The sequence below is a fragment of the Halorientalis persicus genome (assembly GCF_900110215.1).
Taxonomy (GTDB): Archaea; Halobacteriota; Halobacteria; order Halobacteriales; family Haloarculaceae; genus Halorientalis; species Halorientalis persica.
In genome coordinates this window covers 1-16,403 of the sequence record NZ_FOCX01000050.1, presented here as the reverse complement: position 1 = coordinate 16,403, position 16,403 = coordinate 1, and the positions used below count along the sequence as shown (strand labels likewise).

The 16,403-nt window shown below is 54.4% G+C and carries 17 protein-coding genes and 2 pseudogenes; 8 read left to right on the top strand and 11 right to left on the bottom strand.

Annotation, left to right across the window (positions count from 1 at the left end; all coding sequences use genetic code 11):
- Positions 1-78: pseudogene (locus BMX17_RS25575) on the bottom strand (IS6 family transposase); the annotation flags it as partial.
- 235 nt (positions 79-313) lie between these two features.
- Here BMX17_RS25575 and BMX17_RS25570 point away from each other — a divergent pair.
- On the top strand, positions 314-5,023 hold the full coding sequence (locus BMX17_RS25570) for an Ig-like domain-containing protein (RefSeq protein WP_170845539.1): 4,710 nt from the start codon (positions 314-316) through the stop codon (positions 5,021-5,023).
- Positions 5,024-5,537: 514 nt separating this feature from the next.
- On the opposite strand, the gene BMX17_RS23220 is transcribed toward BMX17_RS25570, so the two are convergent.
- The 8 genes from BMX17_RS23220 to BMX17_RS23190 all read right to left on the bottom strand — a co-directional run bounded on the left by BMX17_RS23220 (position 5,538) and on the right by BMX17_RS23190 (position 10,492).
- Positions 5,538-5,735, bottom strand: a complete 198-nt coding sequence (locus tag BMX17_RS23220; protein ID WP_139203693.1) for a hypothetical protein — start codon at positions 5,733-5,735, stop codon at positions 5,538-5,540.
- Between the two features lie 119 nt (positions 5,736-5,854).
- Complete coding sequence (locus BMX17_RS23215; RefSeq protein ID WP_092664558.1) at positions 5,855-6,334, bottom strand: type II toxin-antitoxin system VapC family toxin; 480 nt, start codon at positions 6,332-6,334, stop codon at positions 5,855-5,857.
- Entirely contained in the window at positions 6,331-6,615 is a 285-nt protein-coding gene (locus BMX17_RS23210) for an AbrB/MazE/SpoVT family DNA-binding domain-containing protein (protein WP_092664555.1), read from the bottom strand. The genes BMX17_RS23215 and BMX17_RS23210 overlap by 4 nt, the downstream gene beginning before the upstream one ends.
- Before the next feature lie 152 nt (positions 6,616-6,767).
- On the bottom strand, positions 6,768-7,256 hold the full coding sequence (locus tag BMX17_RS23205; protein WP_092664553.1) for a PIN domain-containing protein: 489 nt from the start codon (positions 7,254-7,256) through the stop codon (positions 6,768-6,770).
- Complete coding sequence (locus tag BMX17_RS23200) at positions 7,256-7,549, bottom strand: UPF0175 family protein (RefSeq protein WP_092664550.1); 294 nt, start codon at positions 7,547-7,549, stop codon at positions 7,256-7,258. Before BMX17_RS23200 ends, BMX17_RS23205 begins: the two co-directional genes overlap by 1 nt.
- 156 nt (positions 7,550-7,705) lie before the next feature.
- Complete coding sequence (locus BMX17_RS25565) at positions 7,706-8,158, bottom strand: hypothetical protein (RefSeq protein ID WP_139203691.1); 453 nt, start codon at positions 8,156-8,158, stop codon at positions 7,706-7,708.
- Between the two features lie 221 nt (positions 8,159-8,379).
- Complete coding sequence (locus BMX17_RS26520; RefSeq protein WP_092664547.1) at positions 8,380-9,942, bottom strand: hypothetical protein; 1,563 nt, start codon at positions 9,940-9,942, stop codon at positions 8,380-8,382.
- A gap of 28 nt (positions 9,943-9,970) precedes the next feature.
- Positions 9,971-10,492, bottom strand: coding sequence for a hypothetical protein (locus BMX17_RS23190; protein WP_092664544.1), 522 nt, complete (start codon positions 10,490-10,492; stop codon positions 9,971-9,973).
- A 131-nt stretch (positions 10,493-10,623) separates the two neighbouring features.
- On the opposite strand from BMX17_RS23190, the gene BMX17_RS23185 reads away from it, so the two are divergent.
- A complete protein-coding gene (locus tag BMX17_RS23185; RefSeq protein WP_092664541.1) occupies positions 10,624-10,863 on the top strand; it encodes a DUF7123 family protein in 240 nt (79 codons plus the stop codon).
- A gap of 53 nt (positions 10,864-10,916) precedes the next feature.
- On the opposite strand, the gene BMX17_RS23180 is transcribed toward BMX17_RS23185, so the two are convergent.
- Together BMX17_RS23180 and BMX17_RS23175 are read right to left on the bottom strand one after the other, a co-directional pair.
- Positions 10,917-12,170: a DNA polymerase sliding clamp gene (locus tag BMX17_RS23180; protein WP_092664538.1), complete on the bottom strand. Its 1,254-nt coding sequence runs from the start codon at positions 12,168-12,170 to the stop codon at positions 10,917-10,919.
- 148 nt (positions 12,171-12,318) lie between these two features.
- Positions 12,319-12,537 (bottom strand): annotated as a pseudogene (locus tag BMX17_RS23175) (IS66 family transposase); the annotation flags it as partial.
- 35 nt (positions 12,538-12,572) lie between these two features.
- Here BMX17_RS23175 and BMX17_RS23170 point away from each other — a divergent pair.
- From BMX17_RS23170 to BMX17_RS23150, 6 genes are all read left to right on the top strand, one after another.
- A complete protein-coding gene (locus BMX17_RS23170; RefSeq protein ID WP_092664535.1) occupies positions 12,573-12,836 on the top strand; it encodes a hypothetical protein in 264 nt (87 codons plus the stop codon).
- Positions 12,837-12,850: 14 nt separating this feature from the next.
- Positions 12,851-13,012, top strand: coding sequence for a hypothetical protein (locus tag BMX17_RS26515; protein WP_170845538.1), 162 nt, complete (start codon positions 12,851-12,853; stop codon positions 13,010-13,012).
- Positions 13,005-13,673, top strand: coding sequence for a glycosyltransferase family 2 protein (locus BMX17_RS23165; RefSeq protein WP_092664532.1), 669 nt, complete (start codon positions 13,005-13,007; stop codon positions 13,671-13,673). Before BMX17_RS26515 ends, BMX17_RS23165 begins: the two co-directional genes overlap by 8 nt.
- Positions 13,670-14,644 (top strand): glycosyltransferase, encoded by a 975-nt coding sequence (locus BMX17_RS23160; protein WP_092664529.1) that lies wholly within the window; start codon positions 13,670-13,672, stop codon positions 14,642-14,644. The genes BMX17_RS23165 and BMX17_RS23160 overlap by 4 nt, the downstream gene beginning before the upstream one ends.
- The gene (locus tag BMX17_RS23155; RefSeq protein WP_092664526.1) at positions 14,641-16,011 is read left to right on the top strand and encodes a sulfatase-like hydrolase/transferase; all 1,371 of its coding nucleotides are present in this window, start codon (positions 14,641-14,643) and stop codon (positions 16,009-16,011) included. The genes BMX17_RS23160 and BMX17_RS23155 overlap by 4 nt, the downstream gene beginning before the upstream one ends.
- On the top strand, positions 16,008-16,403 hold a 396-nt coding region (locus BMX17_RS23150), incomplete at its 3' end, for a hypothetical protein (protein WP_211611444.1). The genes BMX17_RS23155 and BMX17_RS23150, both read left to right, overlap by 4 nt.

The window sequence follows — 16,403 nt, the reverse complement described above, 5'->3', positions numbered from 1 at the left end:
TCGCGGTGTCGCTTCTCGCTCCACAAACTCTAACTCGATCTGGTCTAAACAGCCGTTGAGGCGGTCGGTTTTTGGCATAGAGCACTAAAAACCGCACCCGCCTCACCTTTCAAGCTTATCTGAACACCGCCAGGTCACCAACACCAAAAATATTAATATTGGATAATATTAATCTGATCTCAATGAGGGGCTGGGTAAGTGAATTGGCAGACTTATTTAATGGATAGAGTGAGACTAATATACAGAACAGATGGCGTCCAATGTAGTGTTGCCATTGATATATAAAACCAATCCCAAAAATTTTGCAGTAAAAATGCTTGAATTGAACAATCATAATTGGTACCGAGGTACAGCTTACTCAATAGCGTTTGGGTTAATTATGACGTCCATACTAGCATTGGGGGCTGTGGGCGGTGCTGGAGCAACAGATACATACTTAGAAAGGGACGGGGGCGGATCCATACAGGAAACAACATATTCTAACCAATCATTGGGCTATCTCGAATACAAATTGAGCGAACAGGACACGCCTTTGTTATATCACACTCGCTATTCTTCATCTGACACAAACATGAATAAAGTATCACAATCAGCTTCTGAATTTACATGTGATCCAGAGGCGTTCTCGAGTCCACCAAATACATACATACGTAAAATTGCTGAACCACGGAATCATATTCAGACCGGACAATCTTATACAGAAGGAATGGACTTAGCTGTCAAAGTAGAATGGGAGTGCGTTAGCGATAAATCACGAGATGAGATTGTACTGAAAGACTTGGACGGAACATTCAATGCCAATGATGATTTGATTACTTTTTCAGTAAATTCTGGATCAGGTTCTAAATGGGTTAATATTCCTTACTCAGAAATTGAATCTGCCGTATCTGACGATAATAATGGAGATGATCTTGAGCTACGTTCTGAGGTTAATTATATGTGTGTATCATGCTTTTCTGATTCAGAAAAAAAGGTGGTTTCCCAAAAAAGCACTCAAATCTTTTTAGAGAATGTTCCAGATACAGTTACGGATGGAATTTCCACTACTGCCAGAATATATGGGTGGTCTCAAAAGAATACAGTTGAATGGAAGCTAATGGAAAATGATCCACTGTTGGATAAAAAAGTGAAATCAGGAATAGCTTCTACCAACGGTAACTCATTCGAAACAACCGTACCATTTACACCTAGTAAGTATGACGATAATCTAGGAGACCCGCCGATTAATATATACGCTAAATCACTCGGAAATGGAGATACGACATCCGAATTTCCAATAGCAATCTCTGAAGGTAATTCTCCACCAGTTGCGGATTTCACCACTGAGCCAGCACGTCCAAAAAACCCCGGTGAGACATTCTTAGTTGACCCCTCGGCGTCATCGGATCCGGATGGTGATGAGGCACTGATGACGTACAAATGGGACTGGGACAATGATGGGGAATACGAGACTACCTCGTCTGGTGTCACGAGCCATTCCTTTGACACAGAGACTGATCAGACAATAACCCTTCAAGCGAAAGATGAGAATGGTGGGACAGACACGATCACGAAGACAATCGATATGAATAGGCAGCCAAATGCAGTTCCAACTTGGCCCGTACCAGATGTACCATCGGACCAATCACGTGTCGAAGTTGAACTAGATGGTTCAGATTCGAATGATGCTGACGGCACAGTGACTTCGTGGGATTGGACTATCAAATACGCAGACGGATCGGTGAGAAGCACTCCAACAGGTGTGAGTCCTTCTGTTCAGCTTTCCCCAGGTTCCTATGAGGTCACGCTCAAAGTTGCAGACAACAACGATGGTACGGATAGCGTCACTGGAAGCTTAAATATAGATAGTGCGAATCGCCCGCCGACAGCTGATGCAGGTCCTGACAAGACTGTTAAAGAGGAAGGGACTGTTACACTTGATGGTGGAGGATCAAGCGATCCAGATGGTGATTCTCTTTCATACTCGTGGGAGATTATTTCCGGCAGTGAGCACGGATCGCTTGTCACACAGACTGGTGAAGAAGTCTACTTTAACGCTGACAAGGTTGAGACTGATCAATCAGTCGATGTTCGTCTGACAGTTGATGATGGTATCTCGGATACTGCCGATAGTACAGATACAGTGTCGATAACGATTAATGCGGAGAATGAACCACCAAACGCCGACAATATATCGGTTTCTACACAGGAGGGGTCCGCAGTCTCAGGGCACTTTGACGCAAGTGACCCAGATGGAGATTCACTCTCATACGCCCTCACAAATGGATCTGATCACGGTTCAGTCACTAGCAGTGGCGATAGTTTTACTTATACGCCAAACACTGGGTTTAGTGGAACCGATACGTTCCGTTATCGGGTCACTGACGGAAATGGAGGTGAGGATACTGCCCAAGTCGACATATCGGTGAGTGCGACTAATACACCACCAATAGCATCAGATATGACTGTATCGACGGCAGAGGGCACTTCGATTAGTGATCAGTTTGACGCAAGTGATCCGGATGGGGACTCGCTTTCATACTCCGTTATTTCCTCACCTGACCATGGACGTGTTTCCATCAGCAGTGACTCGTTCACGTATACGCCCGACAGCGGCCACTCAGGCTTAGACTCGTTCACCTACGAGGTGACCGACGGAAATGGTGGTAGAGATCTTGCAACAGTCAATATCAGCGTAAAAGACACTGAGAGCCAATCATTCGAGATCAGAGGTCTCGAAACGAACGCCCCGGTTTCGGAGGGGCAACCTGTCGAGATAGTTGCGACGATCGAGAACGCTGGCGATCAATCTGGTAGACAGACGATCGACCTTAGCATCCCTGGTGTTGGTAGTGACCAGGTAAGTGTCCAGCTTGCACCCGGTGAATCAACCCAACGTACGTTTCGTGTCTCCACCAGTTCCGGTGACGCTGGCGATTACACTGCCGAAGTCTCCAGTAGAGATGATTCTGCGACGATACCTATCACAGTCGAGAGCGATACTCAAGATGGGTATATCGCGGTAGATGTCACTGCTGCCTCAGGCGAGAGTTTGGAAAATGTAGATGTTACGGTCATTGACTCCGAAGGGAGCATTGTCGCAGAGGAGACTATAGATAGCGTTGGAGCTAGCATTAGAGTAGATCCCGGTGATTATACTGTCCGTGCCTCAAAATTAGGATATACAGCTGGGAGTGACACAGTGTCAGTCTCTAGTGGTGGAACTAACACAGCATCTATTGTTCTAACGACGCTCCAAGAGCCAGAGGCTGCTACCTTCGAGGTGACCAACCTCGACGCACCAGCACAGATTGAGAACCGGACCGGACTCTCGGTTGAGCAATTCGATGTCTCAGCGACCATCGAGAACACAGGCGGAACTAAAGCAACACAGACCGTCGAAGCAAGTACCTCACTGGTCTCAGTTACTGAGCAAGTCTCCCTCAGTCCCGGTGAACAGCAGACTGTAACGTTCCGTGACCTCGGTGGATTCGGCGTTGCCGGTGATACTGTCGGGGTGACGGTGAGGACAGATGATGATTCGATGTCGGCAGATCTCGATGTGGTCACTCGGGACGACAGTGGATCCGGTGGTTCAATCATAGTAACAGTTCTGAATCAGAGTTTTCAGGAGCTGGAAAATATCCAAGTCAAACTGTATCGTGAGAATGGTGGCACAAACTTGGTCAGCACGGATGAAACCGGACCGGACGGTCGAGTTTCGTTTGCTGACCTGCCAGTAGGAACTAGTGAAGACAATTCAGTACGGTATACTGCAGTCGCTGGAACCCAGTCTAATCGTTACGCTTCTGATGCGGAGGATCTCGAACTCTGGGAGCCGGGCCAAACAGGAGATAGCACGACTATTAGCCTACAATCCGCATCGAGAGGAACCAACGACCAATACGAACCAAACGACAACATCGATAATGCAGTCCAAGTTTTACCAGGCCAATATTCTGATCTACAGATTGTAAACGGTGAGAGCGACTACTATAAAGTACATCTATCTAAGAGCGCGAGTCTTGCTGCAAGTATTGACTACCAGCATCAGGCGGGCAACCTTGATATGCGTCTATATGGACCCAATAAACAACCACTGGATAGCAGTACCTCTTGGAGTAGTGGTGAGTCAGTCTCGGCTAACTCCGTTGAGACCGGTGGCACATATTATATAGAGATCAACGGAGATAACGGTGCTACAGCATCATATTCACTTAAGATTAGCATAGAGGGGCCTACCCAACGAGCAGCAATAACGGGCGATGTAACAACTGCTGAGGGTCAGCCACTTTCTGGTGCAACTGTTACACTTAGGCCTGTAGATACGAATACGGCGATCGATACCTCAAAAACGGGAGAGAGCGGAAGTTATGCGTTTACTAATGTTCCCGTTAGCACTGGTAATGCTGATGGATATATTCTTGAAGCTACATTCAATGGGGAAACTGGTCAGAGTACTATAAACTCACTTCCTGCAGGAACAACGACTCTTGATATTACGGTCCCTGGCTCGAACATTGGTGATGAAGACGACACAGGTGATGCAATTCAACTTGAAGTAGATGCGCCGTCCCAAGTCGTACCCGGCCAAACCACGACAATCGATGTCAGATTACGGAACACGGACTTGGCTAATGCTGGCGGTGGCTCAATCAGCCTTGCGTCGGTGCCGGCACCGCTCACGATTGCTGGTGAAGACACGAAATTCATCGGCATTGACCGTGAGCCACCATCTATCGGCGAGACTACCACGGCAACATTTGAGCTTAGCATCCCAGACAATGCAGCAACCGGTGACGTGACGATTACAGCAGATGGCCAACTGCAATCAGAGACCCAAACTGCAACCACGACGACATCAACAACACTAACGATAGCTGAGCAGAGTGGAAGTCGGTTCAATACGAACGGACAACCAGGGATTCAATCAGAAGAGATTGTAAATGCGATTGTCGCTTATAACACTAATCGTGAAGTCGGCAACCAGGATGTCACCTCACAAGATGTCATTGACCTCATTGTGAGGTACAATACAGCCTGAGAAGACGGTTCATACATTTATCGCTCATCTGTAGGAGATTATTGATACTGCTGAACAGTTGCTGTAGAGTCGAAGAGGACAAAGGCACCGCATCAGCGGTGCCCGACACGAATGATTCCACTCTGCTGTCGGGCAGACAACTCGCGATCAACTGCGCGTCGATACTGAGGTCAGTCTGAATGTCGGCATCGATGTCGTTGCGGAGGATCGGGCCGTCGTGGTCCAACTGTGTCGGCCCGGCACAGAGGTTGCAGACAGTTCCCTGGAGCTGCCGTTCGGCCCAGTGCTTGATCTTCTCCGAGGAGAATGTGTACGAGCCGGGCTGGACGCTCCAGACCGAAAGCGCCGGTTCGTCGGGACTGTCTCCGGTGGTTGTGTCGCTGCCCGGCGTTGGCGTTGGTGCCGGCGGTTGTTGGTGGCGAGACATACTCGGTGGTCGCGTCCCTCGCCAGCGAAAAACGACAGCGACACACACCCCGGCGTCTGCAATTGGATCGTGGCCCGCACTGTTCGTCTAGAAATACGCCGGCAGGAAGAGTGGGAGACGGTGGTTCTTGAAGATGTGACTCGTATCAGTATCGCCTACGCGCCAGCTGGTGATCGAGAGCCTGCCACCGATGACCCCCCACTCACGATGACGCTCGTGGGCCATCGCGACGGCCAGCCAAATCGGATTGTCACGGGCGTTGCCGCTGTCGCCCAGCGCCACCACGATCTCGTGGACTCGCCTTTGCCGGCGTGAGTCCGCACGGAATTGATCGTGCCATACAACGGCCTCCAGAGTCGTTCTTCGTTTCCCCGATTCGCTCAGTAGAGATCGTCTACGGACCGCTACCCCTGAATGAATGTTAACTTGCTGCGCTTGTCGGGCGGAATGGGATTGGTGTACGTAACCGCCTCACCATCGCACAGTTCGTCGAAGTCATCGTCAGTCGTGATCAGGTAATCAGCATCGTATGCCCGTGCGAGTGCCAGGATGAACGAATCGTATACGTCGTGGTTTTTTTCGGCGCTGATTTCGTATGCCTCCAGAATCGTGGTCTCGGTCGCACTCACGATTCGGGCCGGACTCCGAACGAGCGATTGAATCGCGTTTCGAGCAGCAACTGCGTCCACTCCGAAGTTATTCGTCATGAGATACTGTGCCCGGAGTGGATAGTAATCGAAGACGAGCAAGACATTTGGCCCATCAAGAGCGTTCTGAATCCACGGATACACGTCGTCGTGCGCCGGATGATCGTCGGTCAAACCGATAGCGAGGACGTTCACGTCTGTGAGGACCGTTACCTCAGTCGGGAGCGAATCAGTCATCGGCGCTCCGATCCCTGGTCCATCGGCCCGAAGAGCGCGTCTCCCGCGTCAGTTGGTGTCGTCTCCGTCCAGTCATCCCGGCCGGCTGTTGCGAGCTGGAGCTTCGAACTGGGTTTCGGGTTGACTTCGAGGACGGAGCCAACGAGCGTCGCCGGGAGTTCATCGTTCGATTCGATTCCCAACTGATCTCTGACCTCTTTCGGGAGGGTGACTCGACCCCTATCGTCGACGGTGAGTGTCAGCTCTTCCTCGTGACTTCCATCGATCGATGCTTTTCCCATTTTTCTTCACCTGATACCCACTACTAGACTGATATACAAAACTGTTGTGCCCCATGGGGATCGATACGTCTGCAGATTCACTGAGCAGTTAGCAATCGGGGCTGCTGGCTGAGAGTCGGTCAGTGCAGCAGATAGGCAGAACAACGGTGCAGTTATTCCCCGAGTTCGCGGAGTTTCTTTTCGACCTGTGTGTACACACGCGGGTGGAGATTCATTCCCTCGTCCACGAGGTCGTACAGGAGCTCGGTCGCTTCCTCGGCCGTCAACTCCCCGTTTTTCGTACACCCGAGTAATAGTGTCGTCACCCACCAACACTCGATCCCGTGAGTCCGTGCAACTTCGATCAGCCCTTTGTCGTTGGCGAGCAGGAGTTCCTCGTTGGTCTCCGCCAGCAGAATCACGGACGCATCGGCCACCGCAACCCCTTCCAGCGATGCCACCTTCTCGGCTCGGGCTGGTGTCTCGTGAACGGCCACATCTGCCAGAAATTCGTCGAGTGCCGCCGTGCCGCGCTTGCCCTCGGTGAGCACTTCATCATGAACCTCCTCGGTTGTTCGGATGTCATCGAAGGCGGTGAAGACGAGGTCAAGGCGGCCAACCCACGCGAGTGGGATCAGCGCGGAGGAATCGACGACGACCATCAGATGCGGTCGAGGTCGCGTTCGAGGTCGTCGGTCGTGTAGCCGACATCGATGCCCTCCTCAGCGGCCAGCGTCAGCATCTCGACGTAGGAAACATCTGCGAGTTCGGCCGCTTTCCGAAGTGTGATCGCGTGATCGCGGAGTTGGTCGAGTGCTCGCTCCTTCCGCCAGTCGTCGAGTCCCTGTCGGATCAACCGCCGAAGCACCTCCGAGCGATCGGCGCTCATTTCCCCTTCGAGTTCGGCGAGTACCGCCTCGTCGTCTTCTGGAATGCGCGTTGTGACGGTTTTCATCGTTACGAACCACTACGTTACGATACACCATAGATGTAACGACCCACTGTAGAAGCCCCTGATTTTGCAGGCTCACTGAGCAAAAGGTTCGTCTTCTGCGTGGCGACTTGGTTCGGTATCCCGCGCCCGTGTCTTCTCAGAAAAATCCGATACCGCCTACGTGTCGGACTCGTTGTCGGTCAAACGAGAGGGGCTTGGTTTCTGCGAAGGAGTGGGAACATCTCCGTTCGCTGGTGTCCAGTCAAGAAACCGTGGAACGGTCACTGTCGGCAGTGCTGTGAAGCACTTGCTACAGCGGGCGTTGATCGTGACTTTCATCCATTCATTTCGATCTTGGTTAACATCGATCGGAACCATTCCAGCACCGCACGCAAAACACTTGCAGCGTGGTGTGGAGAGGTTGCGAATCTGCTCTGCGAGTGCTTGTTGTGCGTTGGCTTTCCGGCTGTGATCGTGGTTGAGAACTGCCGGATAGCCGTTCACCAAAATGCCGTAGTTCCACGTATCGGCAAACAAGTACGCGACTGCGATTGCCGACTCCTCCTTGTGCGTATATGTGATGTGGGACCGCGTCTCTGCTGTTTTGTCCCAATCTTTGTACTTTGCCATGGGAAAACTGCGCTGTTTGCCGAACGGTGGTCTTGAGCCAGAACTGGTGACCATGGTGGAAGCAGGAGTGCAGCGCTGAGGGGCTGCGAGAGTGTCCTGGCCCGAGACCATGTTCGAGGGAGGCGGACTCCGCTACCAGACTGCAATCGCCACCCACGCGACTGCGGAGCGCCTCCACTCTCTCGGGTGCGAGAAACGCTTTAGCTCAGTGTGTGCCTGGTCTAGTAGGCAGAGAGTTCTGCTTGGCCGGGGCGATTGCGGCGTGCTTCGTCGGTCGCGTGGTCCGACATATCTGGGTGGACGACGCCGGCGTCGCGAAGTGGCCGGAACGTTGGGAGGTTCGACTTTGGCTCAGAGCCCATCCTGTTCGCGACGCGGACCATCCGGTGGACTTCGAGCGCATCGTGGCCGGCATCGACGGCAGCACGCACCTCGTCGGCAGCGATTGCTTCGACGTCGCCCCACTCCGTGTCGCTCTCGTCGTCGAGAGCGGCGTCCTGTGCGTCTGCGATAGCCGTGGCGGCCTCCCACAGTCGGTCGGGTGCAGTTGGATTCGCGGTGATCAGCTCGACCACGAGGTCGTAGGCTTCCTCTCGATCCAGTCGGCGCTGGAGGTACTTGCTCTTGGTCGGCGCAGTCAGGTACTCGTCACTGTCGTCGGTGGCCGGATCCAGTTCGGGAAGGATGTTCGCGCCGGTGAGCCCGAATTTCCAGCAACCGTTGTTGGCGTCGTCGCGGCGCTTGCCAGAGACGCGAAGTCCGCCGTAGTACGGATGCTCGAAGAGGGCTTCCTCCCGCTCGGTCAGGTCCTGGTTGCCACCGACTGTGTGGGATGCGAGACTCCACTCCCCCGGAAGTTCGGCATTGATCGGATCAAATCGGCGTTTGTCGGCAGGGTACGGTCCCGTTCGCCCGCCGACAGCATCGGGATCGAGTGTGTCGAAGTGGGGGCGATGGGTCTGATCTCCCGGCGTGTCTGCCAGATGCTCGCGGAGGTCGACGGCGCCGTCGGCCCAGGACTCGGGATTGCTGATCCGCCGGAATCGAAGGTTCTGCATCTCCTCGGTGTCGAGACCGGTGAGATGGCGGATTTCCTGGGCGAAATCCGATGCCGTCACGGTCCACGCTCGGACGTAGCCGTCCATCTCGAATAGGAGCGCGACGACTGGCCGGGTCGTCTCGTCGTCACCATGACAGCCGTAGTAGCCGAGGGCGAAGCCCGGCACGTCGATACGTTCCCAGCCGTTGTGTTCGGCCGGCAGGTCGCTGAGGAACGCTTTGCCGCGCTTGATTCGAGTTGCGTCTTCGAGTGCGTCGGTGAGCGTGGTGGCGATCTCGTCGGCCACGTCGGCAGCCTTGCTGTGGATCACGTCCGCGTTGTCGTAGTGCTCGCTGACGAACGCGAGGACTGTGTTGGCCTTCTGGCGTGCCTGCGTTTCGGCGTCGGTGTCGTCGTCTGTGTCCTGTTCGTCGATACTGATCTGGCCGTGGAGTTCTCGTGGCGTGAGAGCGAACGCTTGTCGGCGGAAGTACTCGTGGTCGCGGTACTCGCCCGCCCACTCTCCGGTGAGTGTTCGGCTGAGTTCGCTGTGGTGTCCCTCCTGCTGGACGGCCCACTCGAGGACGCGATTGGCGAGTCGGATTCGCGTTTCCGTCTCTGTTGTGGGCATCGAGTCGGGGAGTTCGAGATCGTCGAACGCGACATCGGCGTCGGACTCTGGGGCAACCTCGTCAGCGTAGACTGAGCGCGGGCTGATCGTTGGTGCTGGGATGGTGTCGGTCATGGGTTGTGAGTGGCTGGTGGCTGGTGGCCTACTCGCTGATTTCTGCGTCTGAATCGGTGCTGTCGTTGGCTTCTGGCCGGTCGAATGTCTCCGGGTGGTTTTGGACTTCTTGGAGAAGCGAGTGGACGCTGTTGAGGATATCTTGTTCGTGGCTGTCGAGCTGTGGCGACTCGCGAACTGCTTCGAGGACCTCGAACGCGGCGTCGAACGGCAGCACTTCGAAGCTTCCTGCAATCGGTTCCACGTCGTGTCCGTGGGCTCGCATCTCGCTGAGGTGCTCCTGTGCCTCAGCGAAGTTGCCGTCGAATCCGGCGCCACAGAGGCACCGGTAGGTTGGATTTTGCCCGATCGCAGGGATGATCGAGCCGATTTCGGTATCCACGAGATCTGCCACGTCGCCAGTTGCGGGATCGTAGGCGAGAGCGCCCGATACCGTTCGTGGCTCCTTGACCTGGATCCGATGCCGGTCGGCGTCTGAAGAGTCCTCGGCTGCTTGGGCGTCCGCGCGCTGGCTGCTCTGGCGGTCGCTGTTGTCTGCTAAGTCAGTCATGAAATGCCGCGACTCTAGCAGGCGAGAAATGCCCACAGGTGCCGATCTGCTAGGATACTGAAACGCGAACATATGCCGTCAGACGATGGTCTGACGCAGAATTAAGTGATTTGTTAGTCAAAGGGAGTGTAATGTCGGCCCTCTCAAAACCAGATCATCCCGTTGCGAACGCCCTGAAACAATACCTGCGGGAGCAAATCGAAAGAGGAGATCAGTTTTTCAAATCGCGGGATGTTGCATCCGAAACGGAGTTCACGCCGAGCGAAATTGGAGCCGCATTCGGGAAGCTCGAAGCGGAAAGCGATGAATTGGATATCGAACGGTGGGCCTACACCAATGGCACGACTTGGAGAGTTACTCAGAGTGAGTGAGAGAGTGAGACAGCGTCGTCAGGTGGTGAGGAAGTACGTCCGCCTGTTGTCGCTTAGTCGCCCTGGATTCGCGGCGCGACCATCATATCGCATCGACCGTGGCCGTCTGCGAACTCGTGGTGCATCAGCAGTGGGAACTCGGAGCCGAATTTGATGGTGACCTCCGTACTGCCGTCGATGGGCTTCTTCATGTCCTTGAGGTAGTCCAGCGAGAAGATCGACGTGTTGGCTTCGTGGCCGGTCACGAGTGCGTTGTAGTCGTCGTCACCGATCGTGTGAGACACTTCGTCGGTGTCGCCCTCGGCCTCGATGAAGACGGCTTCAGCTTCGGGATCGCTGCTGACCTTGACGTGGTCTGAAACCATGTCGGCCGCGCTGAGTCCACGCTTGAGGGGCTCCATCTCCAGATCGGCTTCCGTGGGGAGTTGGAGGTCGGGCAGTTCGGGCTCGGTCCGAATCGAGTCCGGATCGATTAGGGCGAGCGTGGCTTCCAGTCCTTCGATGGCGACCTTGAGCTTTCGGGTTGCGGGATCCAGCGACAGCTGGACGAGATCGCTGCTGCTGTCGGCCAGATCGAGGACTTCCAGAATCCGGTCGACGTTGATGCCTAGAATGCCGCCGTCGGCGTCGAGACGCTCGAACGCACGCGCTCCGAGGTCCTGATCGCCCATGGAGACGTTGGCCGGGTCGACGATAACCGCACGCACTCCCTCTTCGTTCACGTGGAGTTTGCACTCGTCGCCGTGGACCTTGATCCGCTTGAACAGCGACACGAGGTAGGACTGCTCGATGGCGGCCTCGAACAGTCCCGGGCTGCCTTCGGCTTTGGGGACCGCGTCGTGTCCGCCGATCGGCCCCGTTTCGCTACTGCTGTGCTGACTGTCTGCCTCTTCGTCGTCGTCTGCTTCGCTGTCTTCGCTGTCTCCGCTCTCATCGTCGTTGAGGGCTTCGTCACTGTTGTCTTCGGCGTTGTCGGCCTCGCTCTCGTCGCTGGTGTTGTCGGCGTCTGCGGGGCTGTCGTCGGCGTCTTCGTCGCTCTCTTCGATGCTGTCCTTGAACGATTGGGCTCGCGTCTCGCTGACGCCGTCGACGGCGGTGAGAGCTTCGACGGACGCCTCGCGAACGTCGGCCACGCTCGTGAATCCTTCTTCGATGAGCGCTTCTGCCTTCGAGCCACCGACGCCGCTGATCTCGGTTAGGTCTGTGTCCGAGGGGGCGACCTGGGGACTGGCACCGCCGTCCTGGGCGTCGTCGTTGGCTGTGGTTTCGGTCTGTTCGTCTGCGGGAGTGGTGGTGCTAGTGCTCATGGGAATCTCTCCAAAACGCTTCACTCCCACGAGGGCGAGAAAATCTGTCTCAGTGATGAGGAGGTTCTCTGCTTTCGAGTCCCACTAGAGAATGTCTGGGAACCGCTCGCTTCAGCCAAATTGAGGCGGAGCCCTTGTTCAGTGTATGTGCTGATTGAGCGATGACGTTCACCCTGAACTGCCCCTCATCGGGGGAGTCGGGGTGAGTCGCAACTGTCTCTGTTCCTCAGGAGCCACACTAGTAGCGGTGGCGGTTGTACTAGGTAACTTCTGGTGGCTGTGGATCTGGGATCTCCTCGACGTGTTGGGGGCTGACGCCCACCGACTCGTCGAAGTGTTCGCCACAGTCAGGACAGTTGTCACGGGTTCACCCAGCATCAGATCGGAGACGGCGGGACCGGGATGTTGTACGGTCGCGATGGCGGTGGCATCGAGACGGCACTGACTCGTTTCGATAGTGAGGGTGTCGAGGCGACGCCTGCGGAGCAAGAGGGCGTCGCGCAACAGTACAGCGCCCAGCGGTTCCGTCGCGAGATGCGGGACGCGGTCGCGACGGCTGTCGAGCGATCCCGTATCGATACTTCTATCGCAACGCCGCCGACACACAGCGATACGGACCGGTCATTAGCTGCGCCGTCGCCAACGGATGGTGATTCAGATGAGTAACGCAAACTCGACGTATGACTCGCCGCTTTCGGAGGGATCCGAGCACCAGACCGATCGTCGAAGGCGAGAACCGGCACCTCTACGACGGCACTGTCGAGGATCTCGCGCAGACGGTCAACTGGTTCGACGACGAGTCAATAGACGACGGGGAGATCCGGGTGAAGAGCAATGACTGATAGAATCGAAAAACCGATCGTCTCGCCTGACCCCGATGTCTCGGTCGTGATTCCGACGATCCCGGAGAACGACCACGACCAGGTGGTCTCACACCTCAGAGATCAGACTCACGATGACTACGAAGTGATCGTAGTCAATGATGGAGATATCGGCGTTTGCGAGGCCCGGAATGAAGGGATTAAGGCGTCTAGTTCTCCTCTTGTCGCGTTCACGGACGATGACACCCACCCCCCGGACGATTGGATCGAAGTGATCCACCAGTCCTTCTCGGAGACTTCAGCTGGGATTATCGAGGGCCCAGTGTCAGGCGGGTTCGAACACACTACACCAGGGATGTACGTAACGTGTAACATGGCTGTTCATCGAGAATGTTTTGAAGAGATCGGTATGTTTGATTCCTTGCTTGATGGATGGCGCGAAGACACCGACCTCGGATGGCGAGTCGAGAAAGCCTTCGGATCGAAGTGGATAGAAGAGATGGAAATGGTACACGAAGGGCCCCCGAACTCGTCTTATGACCCCGACCTCGAAGCGGTCTTCAGGGAAAAACATCCGGAGATGTACCAAGAACGAGTGGTCCCAGACTCGATTCTCGGGAAGGTTAACCATCAACTCTGGAAGCTCGGGTTCTGGGACGTGGTCGATAAGGTGAGATCATGAGAGTCGCGATGGCATATCAGTTTGCTCACCCTCACAAGGCACACCAGACTCTGGGAGACGGAGTCGACGCGGATTACTTCCATATGTCTCGAGGATTCGAAGGTGGCTCTGGTCCAGCAGAAAACCCTGGGTCTATCGCTGGTAAGATCCGGACCGGATATCGGGTCGGGTGTGACTACGATGTCGTAATCGGGACTGGAACGATGGGGTTCTACAACTTAGTCGGAGCCAAGACCGCCGGGGCATCGACGTTACTGTACATCGCTGATGAGACCTTGAAGTATGCAAATTCGATGGTGTGGCGGACCAACGGCTATCTCGCTAACAAGGTCGTCGGTCGAGTAATTCCATGTAGTGGTATTGTCAAAGAGTGGGCACAACCGTATATGGACACAGATGAGATCATTTATCCGCCGTTGGCTCGCGACACCTGGACACTCTTCAAGAACGCCGATATAATCGAATCGGACGAATTCAGGGTGGTAACAGCGGCCAGGTGCGACGGAGAGAAGTCGCGCCGTAAGAAGAATATCAAAACGATCTGTGAGGGTGTTACGAGAGTTCCGGGGATCACGCTCGATATCTTGGGTGAAGGACACAAAGACCAATCATATGCTGATCACGAATCCGTTGTTACTCATGGATTTGTCGATCGTGACACGTACGTTGATATTGTTGCACGGGGTGACGTCTTCCTTATGGCCGGGTTGGGAGACGCGTTCCCGACATCGGTTATCGAAGCCGTATTGGCTGGGACACCTGCCGTGGTTTCGGAAACTATCGGATCCCGCGACATCGCTCCACCAGAAGCAGTTATTAAACCGACGGCCGTAGACATATCAAAGAAGATGGAAGAATTACAAGACGCTGGTGCCGATCAGATTCTACAAGCAGAACGGGAAACGGTATCCGATCTTCACACCGACCGACTCGTTAATGACTTCGTGTCTGTTGTGGAGGAAATAGCATGAAACGGAACGTCGCACTAATCGTTCTCGATACTGTCCGGTGGGATCGTTTCCGTGAGAACGCACCGCGGCTTATCGAGAAGGCCGACACCGTCTTCACCGAGTGCCGAACGGCGAGTATCTGGAGCGTCCCCAGTCACGCATCGATGTTCACTGGAAAACTCCCGTCAGAACACGAGCGGACAACGTTTGATCGGAATATGTCGCTCCAAGATACGGTGGTGAACGATCTCGACGGAACCACCGCGTGTGTCAGCGCCAACATTTATGCATCCTCTACCTACGACTTTTCGGACTCTTTCGATGAGTTCCTCGACATTTCCAACAACAGACGACTCCCAGAGGGCGAGGACATCTCGAAGATAATCCGTGAACGGGACGTAGACGAGGGTCTCGGAAAGTACCTCTCTTTCTTCCGGACAGCGTCTGAACATGGTGCACCCGTGAAGACGGTCCTCAATGGGATGTTCGTGAAGGGTCAGAACGTCTTCCGTGAACTCCCGGTTGAGTCACCCTTCGACAGCGGGGCGGAGGTCGTTTCACGTGGCATCAAACAGACTGTTGATAGTATTGATGAGCCGTTCTTCCTCTTCACCAACTACATGGATGCTCACGCACCGCTCTACCCGATTCGGCACTATCGGGATCACTCTGTACCGAACACGTGGGATGCATCCAACTACGGAGATGGAGATATACAATTCCAAGAAAATATCTCAGAGGAGGATCGTCAACATATCAAGAACCACCAGGAACTCTACGAGTGTTCTCTCGACTACCTGGATAGACGAGTCTCCGAAATGGTCGACTGGCTCGAGTCGAACACCCAGAAGGAGACGACCGTTATAGTCACTGCCGATCACGGTGAGAATCTGCGATACGATGGGGACAGAAACATGGTCAGCCACTCGAGCGCGATGACCGAGGGGCTGACACACGTTCCCATGTTGGTATTCAACCCTCCGTCTGGCTACCCCGATACCTACGACGAGTTGTGGAGTCATCTAGATCTTCGGGATCTCGTATTGAATATCTCCCAGAACAGCCCTGATATTCCTAGCCGGGATGTGATTCCGGTCGAAGTTCTCGGAGCGGGAGAGGGTGACTTCGATGGGCCCGAAGAGTATCTGGATCTCTACCGACGGGCTATCAGATGTGTCTATAGGGACGGGAAGAAGTGGGTCTGGGACTCCAACGGCAACACATGGGAAGAAGTGGGTGGAGACCTCTTAGACACGGACTCAGTACCGAATACTGATATCTGGTCTGAATCATTACAAGACACTCGAAAGAGACTAAAGGAAGCATCTAGTGACAACGAGATCTCGTCGGAGGCAAAAGATCGACTCGAAGAACTGGGTTACGCATGATAGAAACAACCCAGAAGGTGACCGTGCGGTTCTTGAGTAAGCCCGCCCTGGACTCGCTCAACGAGAACTTCCGACGGGTTCATCCGGATAAAAAGTCGAACTCAGAACCCCACTCCACATACCTAAAGTATTTCTACCCCGACAACTCGTGGGAAGCGTACTATGACGAGTTCGAGAGGACGTTCCGTCAGGACGACAACGGCGACCTGATCGAAGATATCCAAGTGGAGAACGGTCTGGGGAAGTTGCTCTGGGAGAAGATGGGTGATATCTACAGTATCGTCCGTTACACGGAACCCGAAACACTGATCGAAATCGGGGTATGTGACGGGTTCTCGGCATGGACGATCTTGATGGCCCTATACAAAAATCAGAAGGGTCATCTCTACCCC